Here is a 25,728-nt window from a genome sequence, read left to right as displayed (position 1 = left end):
GGCTATCCTTTCGTTCCCATCGTGCTTTCAAAACGGTACTGCATTTCGTCGTCCTTAATGTCAGGGCCTATAATTTTGGCATTGGTCAGCACCGGGTAAGTACCCGCATAAAAATGCTGCACATCGGTAATGGTGAACGCTTCGTTCGGGTCGGTCAGCCGGATGTCCTGCCCGTTCTCTTTATGCAGGAACACCCGCTTTAAAATATTGACTTTCATGGCGTGTCTGATTAGTCGTTGAATGATGCGGTTAATTTATCATAGGCCTCTTTGCCTGCCTGCAGGTTTTTGCGTTTGGCTTCGATGGCTTCGGCCTTGTCGGGATAGTCGGCCACATCGGGCAGGTTGGCGAGGGCTTCGGCGTATTTGGTATGCTGTGCCAGTTCTTTCACCTTTTCCATCGTTTCATCGTACAGCCTTTTCTTTTCCGCTTTGGCCTGTTTATCATCTTCGGGAGGGGTGAACAAATCATTTTCGTCGTCTTTGTCGTCCTCTTCCTGTTCGGCCGGATTGGCCTTTGCGGTTTTATCCTTGTCGGGTTTGGCGTTCTTTTTCGCTTTTTCCAGTTCTTTTTGATAGGACTCGATATTCGTGATCAGTCCCGCCGTTTGTTTGACAGGCTTCGCCAGTTCCTCAAAAAAACGCTCGTCCAGTTCTTCCGCTGTCGCTTTGAAGATCATGGGTGGCAAACCGTTCACCGCCTTTTCCTTTTTGAGTACCACCGATACGGTTTGCACCCCTGTTTCATCCTGATGGATATTGAGCAGGTAGTTGCCGTTAAAGCCCAAACCTGCGATCTGCTGAAAAAAATTCGTTTTCATAAGCTTAAAATTTAATGGATTGAATACCTGCGAGGGCGAGTAAAAACAAGCCTGCCCACAGGAAAAGCGTAGCAATAAAATAAATAACCCGTTCAATGGTCATGATAAAAATAAACCTGCTGTAGGTGGAGAACTGTTGCAGTCCCCCGATTCCCCGGCGGTTAAACCTGCGCCTGCCGATCTGGTAGCGGATGGTAAACCCAACGGCAAGCAACAGCAAGCCGATGGGAATGATATTATTATGGTACGTTCTCATTATTATCTTTCTAAAATTTCGTTACCGTACTTTTGAATATTTGCCGCTTTGGTTTCGGCGATAAATGGCAATACGAATATTTTTATATATTCTTCGGTGGGCGTGCCTTTCTCCCTTTCCCGCCTTAACAGTTCATAGTCATCGGCGTTGATCTCGAACCACCGCAGGGGGCTTGTCCACGGATGGGCGAAGATTTCGGATCGGTAACGTTCATCCCAATCCCGTGCATCGGCGACTTTCATCGCTACCACATCCCGGTCATTAAACAGTTCCCGGATGGCTGCTTTTACCATTTCGGGCGTATGTTCAGCGGTCGGGTACAGCACGAAACCTGCACCGTCACTGCTTACTATTTCATCGGTATATTCTATACCGTTGCGTGTTTTTTCGTAGCGTCTCATTTGAATTGAATTTTGATGTTAAGGGATGGCGTTACCACCCCTGTTTTTTGGTGAATGACCGGATTTCTTTGAGGCTGATCTTATGGCAACCGACCTGTATAAATTTTGCGTTGATGGCCTTGACCTCGTAACTGTCCATCAGGCGCAGATTGCAATCGGTACAACCGCCTGCGGCAAGGGTGTCCAATACCACGGTATAGAATTGCCTGCCGATGGCTTCCGGCACTTCTACCCGTTGGCTCGTTTCGATACGCTTGGTATGGGTATTGAACCGCAGGTAATCGTAGCCGTCTGCGGTGATCAGGTAATTGGTTTCAAAGTTGCGCCAGCGTTTCAGGTTGATCTTTTGGATACGCAGGGCCTCGATCCTTTTCCTTTTTAGCTGCGCATCCTTTAATTCGGTTTCCTGACGAACCATTTCCCGGTACTGTTCACTGTCCCCGATCGTACCGGCCTGCCTTAAGGCCACAGGTATCTCAATGGCAAAAAAGGCAGCGTACGATTCGGCGGCAGCGTAAACCCGTCCGATCTCCAAAACCAGTTTTTCAGGTTTACGGGCATGCTCTAACCTGCCTGCGATCAGTTTGATTTGGTTATACCATTCTTCAAACATCATTTCCGCATCAAATTCCGGATCGGGCACGCCGATCTGCTGCATATGGCGGGATGCCTGTCTGACCAGTGTAGTATGTGCAGAGGTCGATTTACTGTAGGTCTTTTGGGTGACCAGTACCGCGCGGCCGCCCCGGCTGTTATGCACGTGTCTGGCAATCAAAAAGTGATAGCCGTAGGAATAAATATTTTCCCCTTCAAAAAACAGGTTACTTGCCTGCCCGCTTTCCCCTATACCGTTCGCCCAACGGTGGGCGACTGTTGCGATATCCTTTACTCTTTCCCTTTTCATTACGCTTGTGGTTAAATCCGGTTAATACTTGTCGGTTGCCGATGCTGTTAATTGAACTGTTTGCCCGGTTTCGGCCCTTGTTTTTGATCGCCTGTAGGTTTATCGTCCTGCCTGCCCGATCTCGTCAGCATATTGATCTGCTCGGTGCGAAACCTTAAGCCGGCCATCGGTTCGCCGTCACGGCTTACCCAGGGTTCAGCGGTCATAAAGCCCGATAACTGCACCAGCATACCTTTGGTCAGGTAAGGAGCGATACCCTCACCTCTCCAGTAAGTGCAATCGATAAAGGCGGTTTCCTGCTTTTGCTCCCCCTGCGATCTGTAATTGCGGTTCACGGCCACCCTGAACCCGGTTACTTTTTTGTCAGCGTTTACTGCTCTCACGGTAGCGTCTGCTACCAATCTTCCTGTGATTTCCATTTCGTTTAAAATTTTAAATAGTTAAAAAATCTGTTCTATCAAGTCCATTTCGGCAAAACCCTCATTTGGCCTTTGATAGAGGCAGAATACTTGCGCGGGGGGCGAGCGGAACAAGGCTGTCGCAAAAAATACGACCCGGAGCGCAGCGCAGGTGTGGAGATTTTTTATAGCGGCACTTGCCTGGCCTTGGCCGCTGAAGAGGTGTAAATTCGCCTCCAGCAAAGGCTAAATGAAACAGCATATCAAAGCTGGGAGCAGTCCGGGAAAGGGCATGGAAAAGAAACGTGGAGGTGTTCCGGCAAGGATTTTAACCGGGCGAAAGAACGGCTGCCCATCCGGCTACCGTTGCCGGACGAGGCACCCGGAGGGCCTGGTGGTAATTTCGCCCGGATCATTCGCAGGAGCGGGGGCCGCATTTGAAAGATCTCAAGTTCAGGGCAGGAATGAAAAACGAGCGCAGCTTTACCCGGCGGAAGCAAAGGAGCCCGGTGAACCAGTGAGGCAGGAATGATGCGCTGAACGCGGGCCTGAGGTTCAGGTTTTTGCAGCGCAAATGCCTGAACATTTAAACAAACCGCTCAGGGATTGCAGTAAGAGGTATCGTAACATTTAGCAAAGACAACAAGGAGGACTCTTTTTATCCGGTTCAAATACCTCCTTTAAGAAAAGGAACGATTGCTATCGATTCTGTCGTTGCATTTTTTAATAATTTCTTAACTTGGACACACTAATTAAGATGGCGGATTATAGTGCTTATTCAGATGCTGAATTGACCGGCTTTTTAAAGTCAGGCGACCGCTCTGCTTTTGCCGAAATTTATAACCGCTATAAATTCATCCTTCATAACCATGCCTGGAATAAAACCAGGAACACAGCCGAAGCGCAGGATGCCTTGCAGGAAGTTTTCAGCACACTATGGGCTAAACGCGAAACAATAAATATCGGCACTAACCTTTCCGGCTATTTATATAGCGCCGTACGTAACCATATCCTTAATAACATTGCGCATAAAGAGGTGCAATCCAAATACGTATCTTCTATCCAACAGTTTTCAAATAATAACTCCACGCTAACAGACCACCGCGTTCGCGAAAATTTGTTTAAAGCCCTGATAGAAAAAGAGATCGCGGCCCTCCCGCCAAGAATGAGGGAAGTATTTGAGCTGAGCCGTAAACAGCATTTAAGCCATAAACAAATTGCCGAAATTATGGGAACCAGTGAACAGACCGTAAAAAAGCAGATGACCAATGTGCTAAAGGTATTGCGTGGTAAACTGGGGCTGTTAACCTATCTTTATATGCTCATATGGCTTAGATAAACCTTTATCCATATTTATTGCACCTGCCAATACCTCTAAGGTATATCTCCTCTTGTCTTACCTGCAATGCCCCAACCTATGGTAAAGTAACCGCAGGCTATGGGGTAATTACATCAGTGAATAAAAATATTGTACGGGTAGAACACCTTTCGCACAGGTATAGTGAAAGCTGGGCGATCAGGGACATTAATTTTGAGATAGACCAACAAGGGGTACTTGGCCTGCTCGGTTCGAACGGGGCGGGCAAATCAACGACTATGAACATTCTTTGCGGGGTGCTTAACCAAACCGAAGGAAATGTTTTTATAGATGGTATCAACTTGCGCGATGCTCCCGAACAGGCAAAAAGGCTGCTGGGATTCCTGCCGCAGAATGCCCCCTTGCACCTCGACCTTACTGTAAACGAATACCTTACTTATTGCGCCTATTTGCGTGATATTGAAAAAAAGCAGGTAAAAGCGGCAGTTGAAGCTGCAAAAGCCAGATGTGGCATAGCCCATTTCAGCCACAGGCTTATCGCCAATTTATCGGGCGGCTACAGGCAACGTGTAGGCATTGCGCAGGCCATTATTCACAACCCTAAACTGGTTGTACTTGATGAACCAACCAACGGCCTGGACCCTATCCAGATATTGGAGGTACGCAAACTGATCAAAGAAATAGCCGAAGAACGGGCAGTTATATTCTCTACCCATATTCTTTCGGAAGTGCAGGCCACCTGTAACGATATCCGGATGATAGAAGGCGGAAAAATGGTTTTTGCCGATACCATGGATGCATTTAACAATTACATCATGCCCAACTCGCTGCTGGTGTTTTTGGATAATCCGCCGCCTTTAGCACAACTGAAGGCTATTCCCGGTGTAACAAGTGCGGAATTATTGAACGACCATAGCATAAGGCTTAGGTTTGAAGCATCAGACACCATATCAAAAAAAATTGTCGAATTAAGTGTACACAACGGCTGGCAGCTTACCGAGATCCTCCTCGAAAAAAGTTCGCTCGATGAAATATTTGCACAACTATCCAACCGTCCCTTAAAATAATATCCATGTTAAAAATTATAAAGATCGCCAAACTGGAGATCAGCACCCTATTTTATTCGCCGGTGGCCTGGCTTGTGCTTGTTATTTTTATGGTACAAACCGGCATGGGCTTTTTCGGTATGTTGCAGGGTTTGCAGGAAGCGCTGATGATGGGTTCGCACATGGATAACCTTACCTTTGCGGCCTTTCCAGGCGTAAGCGGCCTTTTTGCTAAAGTTACAGAAACGCTTTATTTATATATCCCATTATTAAGCATGGGGCTTATCAGCCGGGAAACCAGTAGCGGCTCAATCAAATTATTATTATCGTCGCCGGTGCGCATCAGGGAGATAGTTTTGGGTAAATACCTCGCTATAGTTACCTATGGTTTTCTGCTCATCCTGGTGCTTACGGCATACTCGGTGGTAGGAGTCATCGCCATTAAACATGCCGATGTCACGCTCATCCTATCAGGCCTTACAGGGCTTTTCCTGTTAACCTGTACATATGCCGCCATTGGCCTGTTCATGTCCAGCCTTACCAGCTACCAGGTTGTAGCAGCTATTAGTACGCTTGCTGTTTTCACCCTGCTTCATTTTGTAGGCGGTGTTGGTCAGAGTGTTAATTTTTTGAGGGACCTTACCTACTTCCTCTCTATCTCCGGCCGGGCTGACGACATGCTGAAAGGATTGATCACCACCAGGGATGTGGCTTATTTTATCATCATTATAGCACTGTTCATTTCATTTTGTATACTCAGGCTACGTGCCGGCAGGGAATCAAAACCATGGGCTGTGCAGGCTTTAAGATACGTTATGCTATCGGTATTAGCCTTGCTTTTAGGTTACCTCAGTTCGAGGCCTTCGTTTACCGGCTATCTGGATATGACAGCGACCAAAGCCCGCACTTTAACTCCCAATAGCCGCGAGATATCAGAAAAGATAAAAGGTCTTTTAGCCATAACAACCTATGTAAACCTGCTTGACCAGGACGTGTATTCGGGCTTGCCCGCGGCGCGTAACAGCGATCTGGAAATGTTTGCGGCATACCGCCGGTTCATTCCCGGTTTAACCATGAAGTATGTTTACTATTATGATGCAACCGACCTACAGAATAACCCAAACATGATCTATCAGGGCGATATCAGAGGTCTCAATATAAAACAGGTAGCAGAAAAAGTAGCAGACAATATGGAGGTTGATATTGACGATTTTATGCCGCCCGATCAAATCCGGAAACTCATAGATCTTAGCCCCGAAAACAACTCCTTTGTACGTGTGCTTGAATATCAGGGCAAAACCAGCAAACTGCGTTTATATAACGAGATGAAGCGCTTCCCGGAAGAAGCGGAGATCAGTGCTGCTATAAAACGGCTTGTAGTTCCTGCCCCTAAAATTGCCTTTGTAACCGGGAACAACGAAAGGAGCATTGACAAAACCGGCGACAGGAATTATCAAACATTCAGTAGCGACAGAACCGCGCGTCAGTCACTCATTAACCAGGGGTTCGACGTGGAAAATATAGATATCAACCAGCGGGAGATCCCCGGCGATATTTCAGTATTGGTACTCGCCGATCCTGCTCTTTCATTTAACAACACAGGATTAGATAGAATAAAGAACTACATTAACCGTGGCGGCAACATGCTCATTACCGGCGAACCCGGTAGACAGCGGATCATTAACCCGGTGTTAAACCTGCTTGGTGTGAAACTGCTTGATGGCATGCTGGTATCACCAAGCAAAAACGAAACCCCGGATATGGTATATGCCCTGTTTGCAGCCACGTCGGGAAAAATAGCCCCTATTTTTACTGAGCTACAGCAAAGCAGAAGTTTTGTTGCTATGCAGGGAGCGGCAGCCATCGCTTTTGAACCACAAACTCAATTTGCTGTTGATACATTGCTGGAAAGTTCGCCTTACGGTTGGAATAAAACTGAAAAAATAGATATTACCGCTCCCGATATTCAATTTGATGGCAGCGCAGGCGATAAAAAGGGTGTTTTTCCGGTTGCAGCTGCGTTATCCAGAAACATTAATGGGCACAATCAAAAAATCATTGTAACAAGCGATGCCGATTTTATAAGTAACCTCGCTATTAAAACGCCTAAAGGATATAATTTAAAATTCGGCCAATCGCTGTTTAAATGGTTTAGCAATGGAGAGTTTCCGGTTGATGTAAGAAGGATTGCTACAACAGATGATAGTTTGCAGGTAAAACGGAAGCAGTTATCCACTTTTAAGCTGGTTATTATGGTTATTGTACCCGGCTTAACTGTAGTTTTAGGGGCATTACTGTTAATTAGCCGAAAAAGAAAATAAATTTGATAACCCGATACCTCTTGCACGGCTATCAAATTGTCTTACAGTATTAAAGGAGCATTCAATAGCTTAAAATGAACGAAAACGAAGTAAAGGAACTGCTAAACAGATACAGATCAGGAATTGCTACCGATGAGGACAAGGCATTACTGGAAAGCTGGTACCTGAATTTCGAAGAGGCCGGTGCTGAAGGGTTGAGCATGGAAGAACGGCTGCGGGCTGTTGATGCTGCCTGGCAGTTTTTAGACAAGGAGAATACCCTAGTAAGCAAAATCAAAACATGGCAACGTGTGGCAGCAGCGGCTTCTGTTCTGGTGTTCCTTTCTATTGGGACCTATTTCCTCATCAACAATAAAGCCACATCCATAGTAGATACAGCTCATTTGGCAAATACCAAATTTGATATAGCACCGGGCAACAACAAAGCTTCACTTACTATGGCAAATGGCCGGGTACTTAACCTCAGCAAAAGCCAATCAGGAGTTGTGATCAGCGCCGCTAAAATTGCATATAATGACGGCAGCAAGGTTGATACTGCCGAAAACCATAACACAACCGCCGCCGAGCAGCTTACATTAGCTACCCCGAAAGGCGGAACTTATCAGCTTTTATTGCCCGACGGCACCAAAGTTTGGCTCAACGCCGCTTCATCTATTACTTTCCCTTCAACTTTTGCCGGGCTAAGCCAGCGCAGGGTTGAGCTTAAAGGCGAAGCTTATTTTGAGGTTGCTAAAAACAAAGCCCTCCCCTTCCGGGTGTCGTCGCCGGGGCAGGTGGTTGAAGTATTGGGTACTCACTTCGATATCAATACTTATGCAGACGAACCTGCTGCCAAAACCACCTTGCTTGAAGGTAGTATCAACCTTAACAACACCATCCTTAAACCAGGCCAACAGGCCAAGGTTACTGCTAATGGAATAAGCGTAACCAATGCAGATATAGACGAAACCATGGGCTGGAAAAATAACTATATCGTTTTTGAAGATGAAAAAATAGAATCGGTAATGCGCAAAATAGCGCGCTGGTATAATGTGGAGGTAGTTTACGAGGGCGAGAAACCTACTGATGATTTTGGAGGCCGGTTAAGCCGGGCAGCCTATGTATCGCAAGTGTTAAAGAAACTGGAGTTAACCAATAAAGTGCACTTTAAAGTAGCGGGAAGGAGGATTATCGTAACAAAATAACTAAGCTACTCTTGGTGATCCTGAATTAAACAAAAATGCCAGAAGTGCTTGCAACACAACTGGCTGATGTCTGGATCGCGTCAATAAAACTTCGAATCGTATTAACTTCTTAAAACAGACTAAACAAATGTATAAAAATTATACAAGCAAATTTGGTGTGCCTTATCGGCGCGTCCGCAAACTCTTGCTTATTATGCGATTAACCACCATAATTATTCTGATAACCTTTATGCAGGTAAGCGCCAGCAGCTTTGCCCAGCAAATAACGTTATCGGCAAAAAAAGCAAGCTTGAAGGAAATTTTCCAAAAAATACAGCAGCAAAGCAGTTACGATTTTGTTTACACATCCCAGTTGCTGAAAGACGCAAAAACAGTCAGCATTGATGTTAAGGGCATCGAATTAAAAACTGTTTTAGAACAGATCTTTAAAGATCAGCCACTAACATATACTATTGATGAGCATACCATCGTCATCAAGCAAAAAGAGGCTTCGTTTTTGGATAACCTTAAAACCTTCCTCACCTCCATTAATATTACCGGCATAGTTAGCAATGAAAAAGGCGAACCTCTCCCCGGCGCTTCGGTGCGGATTGAAGGAACGCAAAAAACTGCCATTGCAGATGCCAACGGACGGTATTTTCTTCAAAACGTACCTAACGAAGGCAACCTGATCACTTCCTATATCGGCTACCAGACGGATACGCTCGGTATCAGGGGCTTTACGGAGATCAATATAAAATTGAAACCCCAGTCGCAGGTAATGCGTGCGGTTAATATCGTTTCAACAGGTTATCAGGATTTGCCAAAAGAACGGGCGACAGGTTCATTTGAATTGATAACAAAACAACAGCTGGCCCACCGTACTGATCCAAATCTGATCCGCAGGCTGGAAGGTATAACCACCAGTCTTGATTTCAGGAATGACCTGCGCCCCGTAAATTCCAGTAACCCTAATGCAAAAAGATCGCCTTTGGCTTTGCTTACCATTCGTGGTAAGAACACTTTAAATGATGCCGTAAGTGCCGACCTGAACGGAAATACCAGCGGGCAGGTTTTGGTGGTAATTGACGGGATAGCAAGCCCCTACTCTATCGATAAAGTAAATCCTAACGATGTGGAAAGCGTAACCGTATTGAAAGATGCAGCGGCCGCCTCCATATGGGGATCAAGGGCTGCGAATGGCGTAATTGTTATTAAAACCAAAAGGGGCGCATATAACCGTCCTACCCAGATCTCTTTTAACAGCAATATAAACATCACCAAAAAGGTAGATCTGTTTTATAACAAAACCATGAGCACATCTGATTTTATTGATGCGCAAATGACACAGTTTACTCAAACTAACAGGGTATTGCCAGATATCAGCATATCCGATCTGTACGGGCAGGAACCTGTTTCGCCGGTTGCTGAGATCATGGACGCCTGGAAAAATAAAAACACGCTAGCCGAGGCGCAGGCAAAACAACAGATAGACGCTTTGCGGGGTAATGATATCAGGCGTGATTATACCAAGTATTTCCTGCGGAACGCGGTGACCCAAAGCTATTCATTAGCTGTAGATGGCGGATCGACCCTCGTAAATTACCGTTTATCCGGTGGGTACGATAAAGGGATCAATAATACCCGTGCATCAGGATCTGATCGTATTGTTATTGCATCCAACTTTTCGGCCAGGCCGGTGAAGAACCTGGAATTACAAGCCAATATCAGCTACAACGTACAGCATACCAATGATCAGGCCCCCGAAAACGCCATAACAGGAGCAACAAATTCGGTTTTTCAGCCTTATACCCGCCTCACAGACAATAACGGCAACCCGGCGCTTGTTATTAAAACCTATCGCCCGGGCCTGGTTGATTTGTTGGCCAGTACTTATGGTGATAAAATTGAGAGTTTGCAATACCGCCCCCTGGATGATATTAACGAAGGCTATAACAAGGTAAAATCGCAAAATATCAACTTAAATTTCCAGGCCAACTATAAGCTGATTGACGGGCTTTCGGCACAACTTGCCTACAACTATAACTCGGGCCGGAATGATGATAATACCCTGTACAGGCAGAACTCCTTTTTTATGCGGAACCTGTATGATTATCATACTACTTCGCCTTATTCGTTTGATGAGCAAACCGGCGAATCAGTTCCTGCTTTTGTGCACCACCTGCCGCTGGGTGGGCAGTACACCACCAACCTGGTTAAAACCAGTAACCAAACGTTACGCGGCCAGTTAAACTATGATAAAACCTGGCACGAAAAACACCAGCTATCGGCTATTGCCGGCATAGATGCCGCCCAAAACTACAGCATTACCAAAGTGGATGGTTATTATGGGTATAACGAAACCACGCTGCAAAGCGCCAATAACATTAACTATCATGATTTGTTGCCAATTTTATTTGCCTCGGATTTTAGCGGTTATGCCAGCGAGTACATCCCCAAAATAACAACCGGGTTCGTTGATACCAAGGTGCGTACCTACAGTTATTATGCTAATGCGGCTTATACCTACAACCGAAAATATACATTATCTACCAGTTTCCGTCGCGATCTCTCGAGCGAATTTGGGCAGGGTACCAACAATAGCGGTACTCCTTTTTATTCTTTCGGCGGCAGCTGGACCATTAATGAAGAGAAGTTTTATCATTGGGCGTTATTCCCGATGTTACGCCTTAGGGCAACATTCGGTTACAATGGTAACGTAAACCCGGCCGTACTTGCCAGGCCGCTTATCAATTACTCTACTTTTAACGGAACCAATAACCTGCCATACGCCTACACCGATCCGAGTTCGGGGGTATCTAACAGTCTGTTGCGCCCGGAAAAGACAGGTATTTTTAACGTTGGATTGGATTTCGCAGCAAAAGGCAACCGCGTTTCGGGAAGCGTGGAATACTATAATAAAAAAACAAAAGACCTGCTGGCCAACGGCGCGCTCGACCCAAGCACAGGTTATACCAACACCACATTCAACACCGGTGACCTGAAAGGTTATGGCGTGGATATCACTATCAACTCGGTAAACGTAAAAGCCGGCGATTTTAGATGGACAAGCAATTTGCTATTCAGCTACAACAAAGTAAAGGTAACCAAACTATATGGCACAGCCGCCAGTTTAGCTGGCCAGGTGGTATCAAACAGCACGGGGTCCTACAATGAGGGCTTTGACCTCTCGAGGGTGTTTGGCTATAAATGGGCCGGCCTTGATCCGCAAACCGGCGACCCGAGGGGCTATGTAAACGATGTGGCTACCGCCATTTCCAATACATCGGCTGGTACGGCAGCTTATAATGCTATTCAAAATGCTCCTTTATCAAGCCTGCATTACTTTGGTTCGGCGGTACCTGTTTATTACGGCTCATTCCGCAATACGTTTAGCTATGGGGCGTTTTCGGCATCGGCTAATATCCTTTATAAATTAGGTTATTATTTCAGAAGGGCAACATCGCAAATTGTAAAGTATAGCTCATTATACAGCCCAACGCCAACCTTGCAGGGTATCGAATACGCAAACAGGTGGCAAAAACCCGGCGATGAAGCCCATACCAATGTACCATCGGCTGTATTCTCATCAACCAATCAAAACCGTGATTTCTTTTACCAATATTCAGAAATCAATGTTTTAAAAGGTGATCATATCAGGTTACAGGAAATCAATTTATCATACGCGGTGCGCACTCCCAAATCATGGTTTATTAAAAACCCACGGGTGTATGCCAATGTAACCAACCTGGGTATCATCTGGCGATCCAACAAGCTGGGGATTGATCCGGATGTGTTTGATTATCCTATTCCCAAAACGTACAGTCTTGGATTATCTGCAAACTTTTAATTTGAATCATCATGAAATTATTTAAATATATATTGGTACTGATGATATTGAGCATGGTATCCTCATCCTGCCAAAAATATGTAGACATCAAAAAAAGCAGTTTACAATCATTTGTAACAACAGCTAACGATTGCCAGCTTTTACTGGATAACTATACCCTGTTTAACACCGGATACCCTTATGATGGGGAAGCATCATCAGATGATTATTACCTTACTGATGATATCTACAACAATCAGGATTTTATCAGTGTAGAAGATCTTGGTGTTTATACCTGGCTGCCTGTTTCCATCCGTGCAAATTCAGATCAATGGGTTGGGCCATACAATAAGGTTTACCATGCCAATCTGATCATTGAAGCATTGGATAAATTAGCAGGCAAGGAAAGCCAACCGGTGATTGACAACCTGAGAGGATCGGCCTTGTTTATGCGCGCTTATGCTTTTTGGAATGTTGCCCAGCTTTATGCTAAACCTTACGGAGCAACTTCATCCTCTGATCCCGGTATCCCCATCCATTTGGTATCGGATGTTAACGATATACCGGGCCGCGGAACGGTGAAAGAAACTTACGATCGTATGATCAAGGATCTGACCGAGGCTGTCGGGTTGTTAAATGCCACATCTACCATATCGTCACGTCCTAATAAAGCGGCAGCTTATGCCATGCTGGCAAGGGTTTATCTATCTATGGAAGATTATCCCAATGCGCTTACTAACGCCAGTGCAGCATTAGCATTGAATAATAAGCTACTGGATTTTAACACGCTCGATCCCGAAAATCCAGCACCCTTCAGAAGGTTTACTAATCCGGAGGTCATTTTTCACTCTATACTGGCTAATAATGATTTCCTGGCAGGCGGATCGGAAAATTTCACCACGGCCAAGATAAAAGCAAGCTTTGTAGAAAGCTACAACAGTAACGATTTGCGGAGAACGTTTTTCTTTCAGCCCAACACAGATGGCAGTTATCGTTTTGGCGGTAATTACGAACCAACAACAGGCTCCAACCTGTTTAATGGCTTAACTACCGATGAACTCTATATTACCCGTGCCGAATGTTACGCCCGCGCCGGCAATACTGCGGCTGCCCTTACCGATCTGAATACTTTATTAAAATCAAGATGGGTAAGCGGCACATATGTAAACGTAACGGCTACTGTTGCCGATGATGCTTTATCCAAGATCATAACCGAACGACGCAAGGAACTCGTTATGCGTGCCCAGCGATGGACAGACCTACGCAGGTTGAATAAAGACAGTCGCTTTGCAACAAGTCAGTCAAGGGAAATAATCACCGGTACTTCAACCCAAACATTTACTTTACCAGCCAACGATCCGCGTTATACCCTACTGATACCACAAGAGGTTATTACCGGATCAAAACTACCTCAAAACCAACGCTAATACCCCTGTTACTATTCATCGCTATGCACAACCGGCTTATCCGGTTGTGCCCGCGATGTTATTTCATTTCTACACAACAGTGTTCAAAACCATGAGCAAAAAAACAACCTTGATAGCACTTTGTACGCTAATGTGCTTAGCCGGCTACGCCCAGATAAAACCGTTACCATTTGATTCGCAGGTACGCACGGGGAAACTTAAAAACGGTTTTACTTACTATATCCGCCACAATATCGAGCCTAAAAACCGCGTAACCCTTTACCTGGTTAACAAGGTGGGATCGGTACTTGAAAATGACGATCAGCGTGGGCTGGCGCATTTTATGGAGCATATGACCTTTAACGGCTCTAAACACTTCCCCAAAAACACGCTCATGAATTACCTGCAAAACGCGGGAGTCCGTTTTGGGGCAGATATTAATGCTTACACCGGGTACGACGAAACGGTGTATCAACTCCCCATCCCTACAGATCAGCCAGGTTCGGTAGAGAAAGGATTACAAATTATCAGGGACTGGGCGCAGGATGCAACGCTCGACCCAAAAGAGATTGACAAAGAGCGGGGTGTGGTACTGGAAGAAAAAAGATTAGGCAAAGGTGCCGCCGAAAGGTTGCAACGCCAATATTACCCCATGATCATGAACCACTCGCGTTACGCCGATCGTAGCCCTATCGGAACTGATGAGGTATTGACTAATTTTAAACCCGAAACGATTAAAAGTTTTTATCATGATTGGTACCGGCCGGATCTTCAGGCTTTGGTGGTAGTTGGCGATGTTGATATAAACGCTATCGAAACAAGTATCAAGGCCCGTTTTGCAGATCTAAAAAACCCGCCCAATGAAAAAAAGCGAACCGCTTATAGTATTCCGCTTACAGGAAAAAGCCAATTTATAGCATTAACTGATAAGGAATACACCGCAACGGTTGCGGAGGTAATGATCAAGCATCCGGCAATACCACTACGTACCGCTGCCGATTACAGATCAGTCATCATCCGCAATTTGTTTAATGGTATGATGGGTGAGCGTTTTGCCGAGCTGATGCAACAGGCCGATGCGCCTTTTATTCAAGGTAATGCCGCCGTTAAAAACTTTATGAGTAATGTAAGCACATACAGCACTACAGTTGTAGCCAAACCCGGCGAACTGGAAAAAGGCTTTAAGGCACTCTGGCGGGAAACCGAACGGATCAAAAAATTTGGCTTTAATCAAACAGAGCTTAACAGGGCAAAAGCTAATTATTTAGCGCAGATAACATCCGCTGTAAAAGAAAAAAGCAAAACCAGTTCTGACGCTTATGTACAGGAATATGTTGATCATTTCTTAAAAGGCACAGCCTCGCCGGGGATCGATTATGAGTATCAACTGGTTAAAACATATTTACCAGCCATCAGCCTTACCGATATCGATCTGTTATCTAAAACATACATCGGCGATAACAACCGCGATATTATTTTATTGGCTCCGGATAAAGAGAAAGAAAATTTACCCGATGAGAAAACTTTTATAGGCTGGATGAAATCGGTTAATATTGAACAACTTCAACCTTATACCGATCATACCAGTTCATTACCTTTATTGACCCAGGAACCGATAGCGGGTAAGATCATCTCGGAGGAAAAGAACACAGCTTTAGGTTTAACCACCCTGAAACTGAGCAACGGCGTAACTGTAATTTTAAAGCCAACCGATTTTAAGAATGATGAGATCCTGTTTAGGGGAAATGCTCCCGGTGGCACTTCTTTATACAGCGATCAGGATTCGCCTTCGGCAGCAAACGCTGCGGGGATCATCGGGGCATCCGGTGCCGGTAATTATAATGCAGCTGCGCTGGATAAGTTTTTGGCAGGTAAACAACTCGATGCCAAACCATACATTGGCGAGCGTTACCAGGGAATTGAGGGCGGTGCATCCCCCACCGATCTGGCAACGGCATTACAGCTTACCTATGCGTATTTAACAGAACCCCGAAAAGATACGTCAGTATTCCAGGCCATTATCGGCCGAACAAAAGCCAGGTTAGCTAACCGGTCAAATGACCCTAACAGCGCATTTGCCGATACGGTAACGAGTGTTTTAGGTAATCATAACATCAGGCGGACAGGACCATCTATAGAAAAGCTTAAACGGATCAGTTTAAACAGATCGTTTGACATTTACCGGGACCGCTTTGCAGATGCCTCGCAAATGACATTCATTTTTACAGGCTCCTTTAATGCTGATACTATAAAACCGTTAATTGAAAAGTATTTAGGCTCCTTACCCAATATGGGCAGGAAAGAAAAAGCCAAAGACCTTGGCATCCATATTCCCGATGGCCGCATCACCAAAACAGTTTACAAAGGCACCGAACCCAAAGCCACAGTAACGTTAGTATACTCTGGTTTGTTTGATGATAGCCCGGCAAACCGGATCAAATTCGATGCCATACAGGAGTGCCTTAACATTCGACTGATAGAAAGGTTACGGGAGGATGAAAGTGGTGTTTACAGTCCATCGGTATCTATCAATACTACCAAATTCCCTGAATCGCGGTTTAGTTTGATCATCCGTTTTGGTTGTGCGCCTCAAAATGCCGACAAACTGGTTGCATCGGCTATGGATGAGGTGAATAAGTTAAAAACAGAGGGTCCGCTGAATACCAATATCAACAAATGGAAAGCAGAGTATAGCAGGCAAAAGGAATTACAGCTAAAAGAAAATGGCTGGTGGCTCGATTATCTAAGCAATCAACTTCAAAACCAGGATGCGCTCGATCAGTTTAAAACTGACGGAAAATTAAGCGGAGAATTAAGCCAGCAAGCGCTAAAAACATTTGCGAAAAAATATCTGCCGGATAATAATTTTATCCGTTTGCAATTGCTGCCTGAAAATCTCCGCCCGTAATTGAACAGCTTAAGAAACTCAATTGTTCTTTATCGTTATAACCTTTATTAGATCAGTTTATTAATCAGAAACGCCTCTTTGAGTTGGGGGCGTTTTCTCATTAGTTTCAAACATACAATTGCAGCTCTTTCTTATGAACATTCACTAAAACATTCAATCGTCTTACAGTTTTTGTTATTAAATTCACGGCCCTTGCCTTGAACATAACGGCTAACTTAGCAACAGTTAATTATCAAAAGTTTAAGACGGTAGCACAGTCAATGAATATTGGAATAAATGGGTTAACGGGTGGCCAGTGAATTTTATAATACAAAGTCTCTCAATTTATGCCTTCGCGTGCTATAAACTAAACTCTCCAAGGTCAAAGTGGTACAAGCGCAAAATTAAAATTGAAGAATAATAAACACTCTAATACCATTTTTAGGGGCATAAGGATGATTTAAATAAGTAAAACGTTCAACATAATCCAAACGCAGCACTTTGAAGATATTAGCGATCCCAATGCTACCCTCCTGATAAGGCCCATGATTTAACGTGTAGGTAAAAGGAACACCATCCCTTTCCGGGAACTGCAGCAAACGAGGATCTTTCGCCGGGTCATTAACGCCTCTTAATCCTCCCCAAAGTACCTTGTAAGAAATAACTTCCCGCCATTTTAACTTTTGCAAAAGCGGGATCTTGTTGAAGAAAAAACCATTAAAATTTTGATCTATGTTTAAAGCGGCGTAATGGTCACTCACAAATTCCTGAAAGTTCATCAGGTTGTAGGATTGCAGCTGGAGCGCGTAGCTTTGATTGGCATGATGGATATCCAGCAAAGGAAAGGGCACTTTTCCGCCAATGAAACCTCCCTCAGTACTCACATCGGCATATCCGAGCTGCGACAAGTAGAAACGCTTAGCAATATTTGCAGTGAAATTTTCGTACCGGTAATCCGCTCCGAGCGCTCCCTTGATACCCTGCTGGTACCGCAGCGTAAAAATGGGATATTTATCGGGGATGGGGGTACGGTAAAGCTTGCCCTGGTAAAATTTCTCATGCGGTGCATAACGTACCTCGCCCGAAACCTCCATTGATTGTACACGGTCAACATTATTACCAAAGCCATCCCTGAAATACAGTGCACCGCCAACATCCGGGCCTGCCGCACGCTGGTTCCATTTTTTGAAACCTATTTTATAAGAAAAGTGTCCCAGAAACTCCTGAACATAATCGAAACGGAATACATCATTATAAGTTAAGATGTCGTTTTTCCCGCGTTTAAATGACAGCAGGAAATTATCTTCCTGTACGAACTGCAGTTCCTGGCCAGGTATCTTTGTATCATGCTGAAAACTTAACCGTACATAGCTCTGAGGAAATGAATAAATGGATTTATTATTCAGGGAGTAGGTGCCGCTTACAAAGTACTTGAACTTCTGATCTTTAAACCCGTAAGCGCCATAAACTTCAGAATAATAACGTTTGCTTAACGTGGTGGTGGTACGTCCGCCAAGCCGCAGCCTGAACCCTTCTATCGGATTGAAATTGTAAAAAGTGTTTACAGGTCCAACTTCAAACGGACCGTAACTTTTGTAACCCGCGAGTACCAGGGTCACAAGATCCATTGTGCGCCGAAAGGACGGAATCTTTTGCAGGCTGTCAATGTTTTTATAGATATTAGCTTCAGATGCTTTCAAACTATCCGGCCGGTTCTTACTCCAGTAATCTTCATCTTTGTCGGTTGCATCGGGCATTGTAATCTCTGCCGCCCCCTGGTAAGTTTGTAAAGGCCTTGGAACATTAATAATAAAATTACTTAACATCACTACCCTTTCGCCCAGGATTCCTCCACCTTTTTTCTTGTTAAGGCCAAATTCAATTTTGAGATCGCTTTGGCTCAAATGGTATTTCGCATCGGTCGCCTTTTCAAAGGCGAGTGTCGCCTGCATCTGCCGCACAAAATTCAGATTGATATTTTTATTAACCCCTAAAACCGCTTTCTCAACCGCGTAATTACCGTCCATGGTGACGTAAATCCGGCCTTCAAAAAGCAGGTCGGTTGTGGTACGCGGGGTAAAACTTAACTCAATCAGGTTTGGACTAACATCTTTGAGCGTATCTGTAATAAAAAACTTGTAAAAAGTAGGAGCACCGTCAGCAATAGGGCTTAATAACTGGTTACCCAGCATGGAAACATTATTGTCATAAATATTGATATCCTGGTACATCCGGTTGAAATAACTGCTTAATCCGCGGTTGTCAACAAAATTGGGGTCATATTTTACCTGCTTATTGGCTTCAATGAATTGCTTTTTGACATATGGATCTTTTCGGAAAAAATTATGAGAAAGCTTTTCTTCCATGTAGACAGGCAGTAAGTTCTTCCCGCCTATTTCTGTAGAATCCTGCTGCTGGAAAAGAAACTGATAGTTCCTGAACATGCGTTTATCCAGAAATTTATCTGACAGGTTACTCAAAGCAAAAACCATCTTTTCATATTGGTGGTACTCTGCGTAATTGTAATTCTCAACGCGGTTTTGGTTTTTGTGGGCAATCACCTGGCGGATCAGCTCCACCGCCGGGTTTCCCTTGTTCCTGTACCTGGTTTTCTTGCCGGCATTGATCACTACTTCCTTTAATAAAGTATTATCTTCCGACAGTGCTACATTAAGCTCTTGTTCGGTTCCGGGTGTTATTGTTTTCACAACTGATTGATAGCCAATGAATGAAAATTTAACCGACGTTGGCGTGCCATTGCTTCTTAAAACGTAAGTTCCCCGGCTATTCGCACTTGTCCCAATTGTTGTACCAACAAAGCTGACACTTACGGCTGGCAGTGGTTCTTTTGATTTTTTATCTGTTACTGTACCTCTGATTATAGTAGGCGTCTGTGCATTAACCTCAGAGGAAATAACTATACCTGAAAACATGATAATATGTATCAAGATAACCTGACAATAACTTAATGATCCTCGTAAAAATTTATCCATCGGTAAAAGCTTTGCTAATAAGATACCAAAGCACAGGCCAAAATTCAAAAAACTGATAAACAGATACTTATATCGAATAACAGAAAATAAGCAAACGATATATCGTATTTAATCCGTAAAGTCACCGTCCAGCAACCGTCTTTAACCCGTGATCATTAAAACGACGCGCAGCCTTCTTCATCGGCAGATTTGGTATAATAGCTTGCTATTAAAGGCACCATTGGAAAAATGCAAGGCATCAGTAAAGCAGCAAAACCCCGGGCCAGCCCGGCTAAAAGCTCACCCAATGTGTTTTTTTTGTTGTTTTGTTTGTTTATTATATAACCATTGGACTACCTAATCTTGGAATTTAAAGCAAGTGTTAAAATTTTCAGCACCTACCAGCACCTGGTCATCCTTGATGACCAATATGGGCGAAGACCTGCAGGAAACTTACATCTATGATTTGCTCAATGCACAGCAAATCAGCGGTGATACATGCATCAGCTGTGTACTTCGGCAGGCCCCTCTGATTAAGTTGTTCGGGAACTATAAATGTCTGACTAAAGATCAACTGGACGAGGTTACTGATCTATCCTTAGACTTGGAAAACTTTGGAAATATACTCTCAAGAAGTTTTACCAGCTGAAGGCCTCTATCACCGGGATTAAAATGGCGCAAAAATTGGGGCTACTGAATAAAACATTGGCTACCGGCACCTACGGAGATACTGAAAATTCACGTAATAGTGATGCGGACTAAATAAATTCATAAGGAATGGTCATATTGTGTTCACTTGTAAATGATCTTTCCCGCCTATGAATTATTATTTCTCCGATACCCTGTTACTGCGTATGCCGGCTGTGGCAGAAGAAGCTTATCACAACACCAGTTTACAGCAGATGCTGGAAGACCCGCTTTTCCGTGCCGCCCTGTATATTGCAAGCCCGGCATTCTGGGATAATTTAAACCGGAGCGGGTTTGACGCAACCAAACTGAAGGAAAAAGAATGTTTGACGATCCTTAAATACTTCAACCGCTTTTGCTTCCGAACCACTCCTTTCGGTCTTTTTTCGAGCGTATCGCTGATCCGCTGGACAGGCGAAACCTCGCTCAGGTTTAACAGGTTCAAAGATTTCAGTGTCGCCCTAAGCCCGGACCAGGCATATGCCGCACGCGTTGGACCCGCGTTGTTAGCCGGGGTGCGGGAACAAGAAAACCTATTCGTGGCCAATCCGACCATTTACAGGGCAATGGAAGAATACCGTTTTATAAGAACAACACCCGACCAGGATTTTATTCAGCGGGAATACCAGTTACAGTCGACTGACTTCAGCCGTTTACTGAAGGACATCCTCGCGTTTTGCCGGGCAGAAAAAACAAACTCGTCAATAGTTACGATGATCAGGGATAACGCCGGCTGTTCCGTCGAAGAAGCGACAGATTACGTCGGGTTCCTGAAAGACTCGCAATTACTGCTTCCCGTTTTAAGGCCCAATATCGCTGGGAGCGATTACCTGCAAAACCTCCTGGCCGGCCAGGAAACCTCCGGGGACCGGCCCGCTTATCCGTCAGTATTGACCGGCAGAATAAAAATTACCGGTAACCTGCGGGATGTTAGCGACAAACGCTTTCGGGGGATGAACCAGGAACTGGCTGCATTCTTGCCGGAAAATGCAGGCCCTGAAACCAGGCAGCATCTCAATGTTATATTGACCCGGCCTATGGAGGAAGGCGGGCTGACAAAGGATTTCCAGGAAAAGATCGCCGACGGCCTTTTCGCGCTTAATGCCTTGTGCCCGGCTGAAAAGCTCCCGGAAATGGAACGTTTCATCAAGGGTTTTCAGCAGCATTTCGAGGGTAGATCTGTTCCGCTGATGACGGCCCTCGACCCGGAGCTGGGCATCGGGTACCAGCATCAGGAGCCTGAAACAGACAATCCCCTGCTGGAGACGCTTCATGTCCATCTCAAATCCGATACCGGACAACTCATCGCCTGGTCCCCTGCCCATGAATACCTGCTTGACCGCTGGCACAGCGGGCAAACCGGCAAACAAACAGTTATCGAACTGGAGGAAGATGAACTGCGGCGTATAGGAGGAATTTCCACCGGGAGCCAACCGCTGGGCTTATCGGTCCTTTTCAGGATAAGCGAAAAAATGCTTTACCTCGAAAGCGCCGGCGGTGTGAACGCACCTGCGCTGGCTGGACGTTTTACCACCGCCGATGCCGGAATCCATCGTGCAGCGCGGGCAATGGCCGCTGAACAGGAGGCCGCCAATCCGCATATCCTGTTTGCGGAAATACTTCACCTTTCCAATCCGCATACCGATAACGTCAACCGCCGTGAGAATATCTGGTCCTGGGACCTGCCGCTGACCGCCGCATCCACCCAGGCGCCGGAGAGACAACTCCCGCTTTCGGACATTATGGTTGCCGTTGAAAACAATAAAGTCGTTTTACGATCCGCATCCGGGGGTAAAGTGATCATGCCCCGGCTGACCTCCGCCTATAACCATGCGCTGAACAGGCTGCCGCTGTTCCGCTTCCTTGCCGATATACCTTACCAGTTCGGCCGTTCGGACCTGTCGGTCGACCTCCAGCGTTTTTTCCCCGGCCTGAGTTTTTATCCGGCGGTAAAATACAAGGGTACCCTGTTGTTCCCGGCTACCTGGATCATATCGGGGCCGGATCTGGCGAAAATCCAAAACGTTGTAAAAGCTGAGCTTTATGACAGGTTCGAAGCAATGCGTTTAAAAACAGGCCTTCCGGATATCTTCGCCCTGACAGAAGGAGACCAGCAACTGCTTATTCACACCAGGAAAAGAGAAGACGTCGATCTTTTCCTGGGCAGTATAAGACAAAAGGAAAAGTTGATCATCAAAGACTATTTCACGGGGCGGGGACCAGCGGTGGATGCTGAAGGATACGGTTACACCAGCCAGTTCAACGCCTTTGTGCTGCCCGCTGAGCGCCTCAATTTGCCGGAACTCAAAAAAGGAACCGGCAAGGTACTGAAACAAACCAGGAAATATATACCGGGTTCTGAATGGTTGTACCTGAAGATCTACTCCCCGAGGATCAGTGCAAGCCGGCTGTTGCTGAAGATCCTCCCCTTATTGCGGAAGCGCTATACCCATGGTCCGGTCCGGAAATGGTTTTTCATCCGTTACGAGGACCATGCACCGCATATCCGTCTCCGGATGCAGATCGATCCGCTAAATATCAATGAGCTCCTGTTTGCTTTCAAGACGCAGCTGGAAGACAGTATCCACCACCACGTTTTGAGAGAATACCAGATCGATGTGTATACCAGGGAACTGGAGCGGTACAGCGCGGGCGGTATTGAAAATACGGAAACGCATTTCTGGGCGAGCAGCGAACTGGTGGCCGGATTTCTGAAAAAGCAGGCCCGGCAACCGGCTTTAAGCAGCTACCTGCTCGGACTGGTGTCGGTCATGGACCTGGTCAGTTATTTTGTATCCGGTGCAGAAGCGCAGGCTTATTTTTGCCATAGCTCCTATCAGGGGCTCTCTGCAGAATTCACTGGGGATAACATCCGAGTGGAACTGGACAGGAAATACCGCGAACTGGGCCCGGCCATCCATTCCGCCTTTTCCGGTCGGGAATTTTACAGCGGGGCGGGGATCCGGGCCGCTGCAAGGCAGTTTGTAAAAAGCCTGTCACCCCTTCTGCAAACATTAACAGGCGGCGTAACGCAGCAAGCGGACTTTCTACGGAGCATCATCCATATGCACGTCAATCGGTTATTCCCAAACAATCAGCGCAAACAGGAAATGGTCATTTATTACCTGTTATATAAATACCTGCGGTCCGAACTGAAGCGAAAGCGAAGTTAAGGGATCAGGGCTTACGGTCGGTTTTGATCAGTCTCCCGTCCATGATGTCCAGGAAGCGTTTTTTATAATAATCGCCCATCACCAGTTCCTGGTCATTGACCAGTTTGATCCGATTCCTTTCAATGATTTCAACATGGTTCATGTTCACAATGAAAGAGCGGTGCACCCTGGCGAATAATTGTCTCGGCAAGTGATGTTCAATTTCCTTCATTTTGAGGTAAGTCATGTGTTTTTCATTACGCTCCGTATGGATAATGATATAATTTCCCGCCCCCTCAACATAGATCACCTCTGCGGTTTTTACTTTCACCATCCGCTCCTTCAGCTCACTCTTGATATTAAAAAACTCATCCGGTGCCAGCGAATTTCCCCGCCAGGCCTTTTTCATTTTATGCCTGATGTTCTGTATAGAGCGGTAGAACCGTTCATAATTGATCGGTTTTAAAATGTAATCATAGGCAGCTTTTTCGAAGGCCTGCAACGCGTACTCCGGAAAAGCGGTCGTGAACACTACGTTGGTGTACAGGTTGACGAGGCCGGCAAGTTCTATGCCGTTCATGACGCGCATGTCGACGTCGATAAATGTGATGTCCGGTGCATCTTCCCGCGTGATCTCCTGCAGCGCGGTTACCGGGCTCAGCGATGAACCGACCAGGTCGAGCCCTTCAGTCTGACCGATATACTCCTGCAGCAGGTCAACTGCATCCGGATCATCATCAACGATATAACAGGTAAAATTCATAAAGTTATTTTTAGACTAACGATAAACAAGCCCTCTCTTTTGCCGAATTTAAAGGCAAACCTGCCAGGGTAAGCATTGGCCAGCCGCTTCTGCAGGTTATCCAGCCCAAGGCCGCCCTTTTTGTAAGGAGAGCTCTCCCTGATCTTATTGGAGGTCAGAAATAACAGCTGGTCCCCTTCTACAGAAAGGGAAATTCTGACAGGCACTTTACGATCATCAAGTTCGCCATGCTTTATGGCATTCTCCACGAGCGTGATCAGCAGCAAGGGAATTATCTTTTTGCCTGCCAGCCTTCCCTTCCGTTTGAACTGAAGGTAAAAGTGTTCCTCCATGCGCAGGCGGCTCAGGCTGATCAGGTTCCAGATCTGTTCCACTTCCCTGCTTAATAAAACCGATTCAGCATCTTTTCCCGTGACCAGCGAATAGCGCATCAGGTCCGATAACAGCAGCACTCCGTTTCCTGCCTGATCAGAAAGCCTGCGCACAGAAGTGTATATAAAACTTAAGGAATTAAACAGCAGGTGCGGACTGATCTGGGTCTGAAGGAAGGCGTTCTCGACAGATACATACCTGTTCTTTAACTCCAGCGTACTGGCCATATTTTTCAATTGCTCCCGCTCCATCTGATGATTACGTTCTTTGAACCGCACCATTCCGAGCATCGACCAATAGGCGATACTGAAACCGATAAAAAACACTTCCCTGAACAGGTTGGAAAGCAGATAGGGCTTAGCCAGCAGCGCCTCAGGGCTTTTTGTAACCCCGGGCATTACCAAGTCCAACCCGGCTTTGATAATAAAGAACAAAAGGATCTCCGCTGCGATCAGTCCGCCCGAAACCATATATGGCCTGCCCGTCTTAAAAAAGGCGAAGTCGAGGACCACGTGCGCATTGAAATAGAACAGGCCGATATAACAGCAATAATAAACGGGAAAATGATATAAGGGCCCGTGCAGGCCGGCTGTAAGGGCCACGGACGAGACTTCATAAAGAATATAAACCAACCAGGCGATGACATGCCCGAAAACAATATCCCTGTTCTTCATTTACCGGTTCAGATTGGAAATTCAAAAATTTCATTTTCTACATAGCGCAATTGCCTCTCCGCGTAATAAACTTTACCGTCTTATTCCAGCCCGGTAGTTTAGGTAAAAATCAAATTTTATGAAAAACGCCAGGTCAAAAAAACTCAGGAAAAAGATCAGTACGATTTGCGATTACAACAGCACCGGCTTGCCCGGTACCGGGGATGATACCACCTCGGGAACGGACACGACAGCTACCTTAACCATCATCACTACAACCATCAATACGGGGATATCACCAAAAAGGTAACAACTTTTGGGAATATTATTAAATATAAATTAAAAAATAATACTAAAAACCTAACCTATAAGCAATTAAA

20 protein-coding genes are annotated in these 25,728 nt (G+C 45.5%); 10 read left to right on the top strand and 10 right to left on the bottom strand.

Features of this window, described 5'->3' with window-relative positions; all coding sequences use genetic code 11:
• Nucleotides 1-2: 2 nt before the first annotated feature.
• Genes HYN43_RS03300 through HYN43_RS03275 form a run of 6 tightly spaced genes read right to left on the bottom strand, consistent with a single transcriptional unit; the run spans nucleotide 3 to nucleotide 2,800 of the window.
• A complete protein-coding gene (locus tag HYN43_RS03300) occupies nucleotides 3-218 on the bottom strand; it encodes a PRTRC system protein C (RefSeq protein WP_119408102.1) in 216 nt (71 codons plus the stop codon).
• Nucleotides 219-229: 11 nt separating this feature from the next.
• A complete protein-coding gene (locus tag HYN43_RS03295) occupies nucleotides 230-820 on the bottom strand; it encodes a PRTRC system protein E (protein WP_119408101.1) in 591 nt (196 codons plus the stop codon).
• Between the two features lie 4 nt (nucleotides 821-824).
• Nucleotides 825-1,076 (bottom strand): molybdenum ABC transporter permease, encoded by a 252-nt coding sequence (locus HYN43_RS03290; protein WP_119408100.1) that lies wholly within the window; start codon nucleotides 1,074-1,076, stop codon nucleotides 825-827.
• Nucleotides 1,077-1,078: 2 nt separating this feature from the next.
• Nucleotides 1,079-1,477, bottom strand: coding sequence for a hypothetical protein (locus HYN43_RS03285; protein ID WP_119408099.1), 399 nt, complete (start codon nucleotides 1,475-1,477; stop codon nucleotides 1,079-1,081).
• Nucleotides 1,478-1,508: 31 nt separating this feature from the next.
• On the bottom strand, nucleotides 1,509-2,381 hold the full coding sequence (locus HYN43_RS03280) for a hypothetical protein (protein WP_119408098.1): 873 nt from the start codon (nucleotides 2,379-2,381) through the stop codon (nucleotides 1,509-1,511).
• 47 nt (nucleotides 2,382-2,428) lie between these two features.
• Nucleotides 2,429-2,800 (bottom strand): single-stranded DNA-binding protein, encoded by a 372-nt coding sequence (locus HYN43_RS03275; RefSeq protein WP_119408097.1) that lies wholly within the window; start codon nucleotides 2,798-2,800, stop codon nucleotides 2,429-2,431.
• Between the two features lie 229 nt (nucleotides 2,801-3,029).
• Between HYN43_RS03275 and HYN43_RS03265 the strand changes: the two genes are divergently transcribed.
• The 8 genes from HYN43_RS03265 (at nucleotide 3,030) to HYN43_RS03230 (ending at nucleotide 16,770) form a co-directional block, all read left to right on the top strand.
• Nucleotides 3,030-3,311: a hypothetical protein gene (locus tag HYN43_RS03265; protein ID WP_119408095.1), complete on the top strand. Its 282-nt coding sequence runs from the start codon at nucleotides 3,030-3,032 to the stop codon at nucleotides 3,309-3,311.
• Nucleotides 3,312-3,536: 225 nt separating this feature from the next.
• The gene (locus tag HYN43_RS03260) at nucleotides 3,537-4,118 is read left to right on the top strand and encodes an RNA polymerase sigma factor (protein WP_119408094.1); all 582 of its coding nucleotides are present in this window, start codon (nucleotides 3,537-3,539) and stop codon (nucleotides 4,116-4,118) included.
• A 116-nt stretch (nucleotides 4,119-4,234) separates the two neighbouring features.
• Complete coding sequence (locus tag HYN43_RS03255; protein ID WP_119408093.1) at nucleotides 4,235-5,164, top strand: ABC transporter ATP-binding protein; 930 nt, start codon at nucleotides 4,235-4,237, stop codon at nucleotides 5,162-5,164.
• Nucleotides 5,165-5,169: 5 nt separating this feature from the next.
• Nucleotides 5,170-7,464 (top strand): Gldg family protein, encoded by a 2,295-nt coding sequence (locus HYN43_RS03250; protein WP_119408092.1) that lies wholly within the window; start codon nucleotides 5,170-5,172, stop codon nucleotides 7,462-7,464.
• Nucleotides 7,465-7,538: 74 nt separating this feature from the next.
• A complete protein-coding gene (locus HYN43_RS03245; RefSeq protein WP_119408091.1) occupies nucleotides 7,539-8,648 on the top strand; it encodes a FecR family protein in 1,110 nt (369 codons plus the stop codon).
• 193 nt (nucleotides 8,649-8,841) lie between these two features.
• The gene (locus tag HYN43_RS03240; protein WP_245447138.1) at nucleotides 8,842-12,477 is read left to right on the top strand and encodes a SusC/RagA family TonB-linked outer membrane protein; all 3,636 of its coding nucleotides are present in this window, start codon (nucleotides 8,842-8,844) and stop codon (nucleotides 12,475-12,477) included.
• A gap of 11 nt (nucleotides 12,478-12,488) precedes the next feature.
• Complete coding sequence (locus HYN43_RS03235; protein ID WP_119408089.1) at nucleotides 12,489-13,883, top strand: RagB/SusD family nutrient uptake outer membrane protein; 1,395 nt, start codon at nucleotides 12,489-12,491, stop codon at nucleotides 13,881-13,883.
• A gap of 91 nt (nucleotides 13,884-13,974) precedes the next feature.
• Entirely contained in the window at nucleotides 13,975-16,770 is a 2,796-nt protein-coding gene (locus tag HYN43_RS03230; RefSeq protein ID WP_119408088.1) for a M16 family metallopeptidase, read from the top strand.
• Between the two features lie 383 nt (nucleotides 16,771-17,153).
• Here HYN43_RS03230 and HYN43_RS03225 read toward each other — a convergent pair whose 3' ends face one another.
• Together HYN43_RS03225 and HYN43_RS30850 are read right to left on the bottom strand one after the other, a co-directional pair.
• Nucleotides 17,154-19,682 carry a DUF5686 and carboxypeptidase-like regulatory domain-containing protein gene (locus tag HYN43_RS03225; protein ID WP_205589857.1) on the bottom strand — a complete coding sequence of 843 codons (2,529 nt, stop codon included), beginning with the start codon at nucleotides 19,680-19,682 and terminating at the stop codon, nucleotides 17,154-17,156.
• 215 nt (nucleotides 19,683-19,897) lie between these two features.
• Entirely contained in the window at nucleotides 19,898-20,029 is a 132-nt protein-coding gene (locus tag HYN43_RS30850) for a hypothetical protein (protein WP_281024312.1), read from the bottom strand.
• Nucleotides 20,030-20,539: 510 nt separating this feature from the next.
• Here HYN43_RS30850 and HYN43_RS03215 point away from each other — a divergent pair.
• A complete protein-coding gene (locus tag HYN43_RS03215) occupies nucleotides 20,540-23,581 on the top strand; it encodes a lantibiotic dehydratase (RefSeq protein ID WP_119408085.1) in 3,042 nt (1,013 codons plus the stop codon).
• A 4-nt stretch (nucleotides 23,582-23,585) separates the two neighbouring features.
• On the opposite strand, the gene HYN43_RS03210 is transcribed toward HYN43_RS03215, so the two are convergent.
• Together HYN43_RS03210 and HYN43_RS03205 are read right to left on the bottom strand one after the other, a co-directional pair.
• Nucleotides 23,586-24,323 carry a LytR/AlgR family response regulator transcription factor gene (locus tag HYN43_RS03210; RefSeq protein ID WP_119408084.1) on the bottom strand — a complete coding sequence of 246 codons (738 nt, stop codon included), beginning with the start codon at nucleotides 24,321-24,323 and terminating at the stop codon, nucleotides 23,586-23,588.
• On the bottom strand, nucleotides 24,320-25,369 hold the full coding sequence (locus HYN43_RS03205) for a sensor histidine kinase (protein ID WP_119408083.1): 1,050 nt from the start codon (nucleotides 25,367-25,369) through the stop codon (nucleotides 24,320-24,322). The genes HYN43_RS03210 and HYN43_RS03205 overlap by 4 nt, the downstream gene beginning before the upstream one ends.
• A 118-nt stretch (nucleotides 25,370-25,487) precedes the next feature.
• Here HYN43_RS03205 and HYN43_RS30140 point away from each other — a divergent pair, with 118 nt between their 5' ends.
• Nucleotides 25,488-25,658, top strand: coding sequence for a hypothetical protein (locus tag HYN43_RS30140; RefSeq protein WP_162996293.1), 171 nt, complete (start codon nucleotides 25,488-25,490; stop codon nucleotides 25,656-25,658).
• Nucleotides 25,659-25,728: the final 70 nt, after the last annotated feature.

The organism is Mucilaginibacter celer, from assembly GCF_003576455.2.
GTDB classification, from domain to species: Bacteria; Bacteroidota; Bacteroidia; order Sphingobacteriales; family Sphingobacteriaceae; genus Mucilaginibacter; species Mucilaginibacter celer.
Note: the sequence above shows the minus strand (reverse complement) of the source record. Positions and strands in the feature narration are given on the sequence as shown.

Excerpts from the sequence above, each read along its gene's own strand:
- HYN43_RS03300 (WP_119408102.1), bottom strand. The coding sequence starts at position 218 with ATGAAAGTCAATATTTTAAAGCGGGTGTTCCTGCATAAAGAGAACGGG.
- HYN43_RS03295 (WP_119408101.1), bottom strand. The coding sequence starts at position 820 with ATGAAAACGAATTTTTTTCAGCAGATCGCAGGTTTGGGCTTTAACGGC.
- HYN43_RS03290 (WP_119408100.1), bottom strand. The coding sequence starts at position 1,076 with ATGAGAACGTACCATAATAATATCATTCCCATCGGCTTGCTGTTGCTT.
- HYN43_RS03285 (WP_119408099.1), bottom strand. The coding sequence starts at position 1,477 with ATGAGACGCTACGAAAAAACACGCAACGGTATAGAATATACCGATGAA.
- HYN43_RS03280 (WP_119408098.1), bottom strand. The coding sequence starts at position 2,381 with ATGAAAAGGGAAAGAGTAAAGGATATCGCAACAGTCGCCCACCGTTGG.
- HYN43_RS03275 (WP_119408097.1), bottom strand. The coding sequence starts at position 2,800 with ATGGAAATCACAGGAAGATTGGTAGCAGACGCTACCGTGAGAGCAGTA.
- HYN43_RS03265 (WP_119408095.1), top strand. The coding sequence starts at position 3,030 with ATGAAACAGCATATCAAAGCTGGGAGCAGTCCGGGAAAGGGCATGGAA.
- HYN43_RS03260 (WP_119408094.1), top strand. The coding sequence starts at position 3,537 with ATGGCGGATTATAGTGCTTATTCAGATGCTGAATTGACCGGCTTTTTA.
- HYN43_RS03250 (WP_119408092.1), top strand. The coding sequence starts at position 5,170 with ATGTTAAAAATTATAAAGATCGCCAAACTGGAGATCAGCACCCTATTT.
- HYN43_RS03245 (WP_119408091.1), top strand. The coding sequence starts at position 7,539 with ATGAACGAAAACGAAGTAAAGGAACTGCTAAACAGATACAGATCAGGA.
- HYN43_RS03240 (WP_245447138.1), top strand. The coding sequence starts at position 8,842 with ATGCGATTAACCACCATAATTATTCTGATAACCTTTATGCAGGTAAGC.
- HYN43_RS03235 (WP_119408089.1), top strand. The coding sequence starts at position 12,489 with ATGAAATTATTTAAATATATATTGGTACTGATGATATTGAGCATGGTA.
- HYN43_RS03230 (WP_119408088.1), top strand. The coding sequence starts at position 13,975 with ATGAGCAAAAAAACAACCTTGATAGCACTTTGTACGCTAATGTGCTTA.
- HYN43_RS03225 (WP_205589857.1), bottom strand. The coding sequence starts at position 19,682 with ATGTTTTCAGGTATAGTTATTTCCTCTGAGGTTAATGCACAGACGCCT.
- HYN43_RS03215 (WP_119408085.1), top strand. The coding sequence starts at position 20,540 with ATGAATTATTATTTCTCCGATACCCTGTTACTGCGTATGCCGGCTGTG.
- HYN43_RS03210 (WP_119408084.1), bottom strand. The coding sequence starts at position 24,323 with ATGAATTTTACCTGTTATATCGTTGATGATGATCCGGATGCAGTTGAC.
- HYN43_RS03205 (WP_119408083.1), bottom strand. The coding sequence starts at position 25,369 with ATGAAGAACAGGGATATTGTTTTCGGGCATGTCATCGCCTGGTTGGTT.
- HYN43_RS30140 (WP_162996293.1), top strand. The coding sequence starts at position 25,488 with ATGAAAAACGCCAGGTCAAAAAAACTCAGGAAAAAGATCAGTACGATT.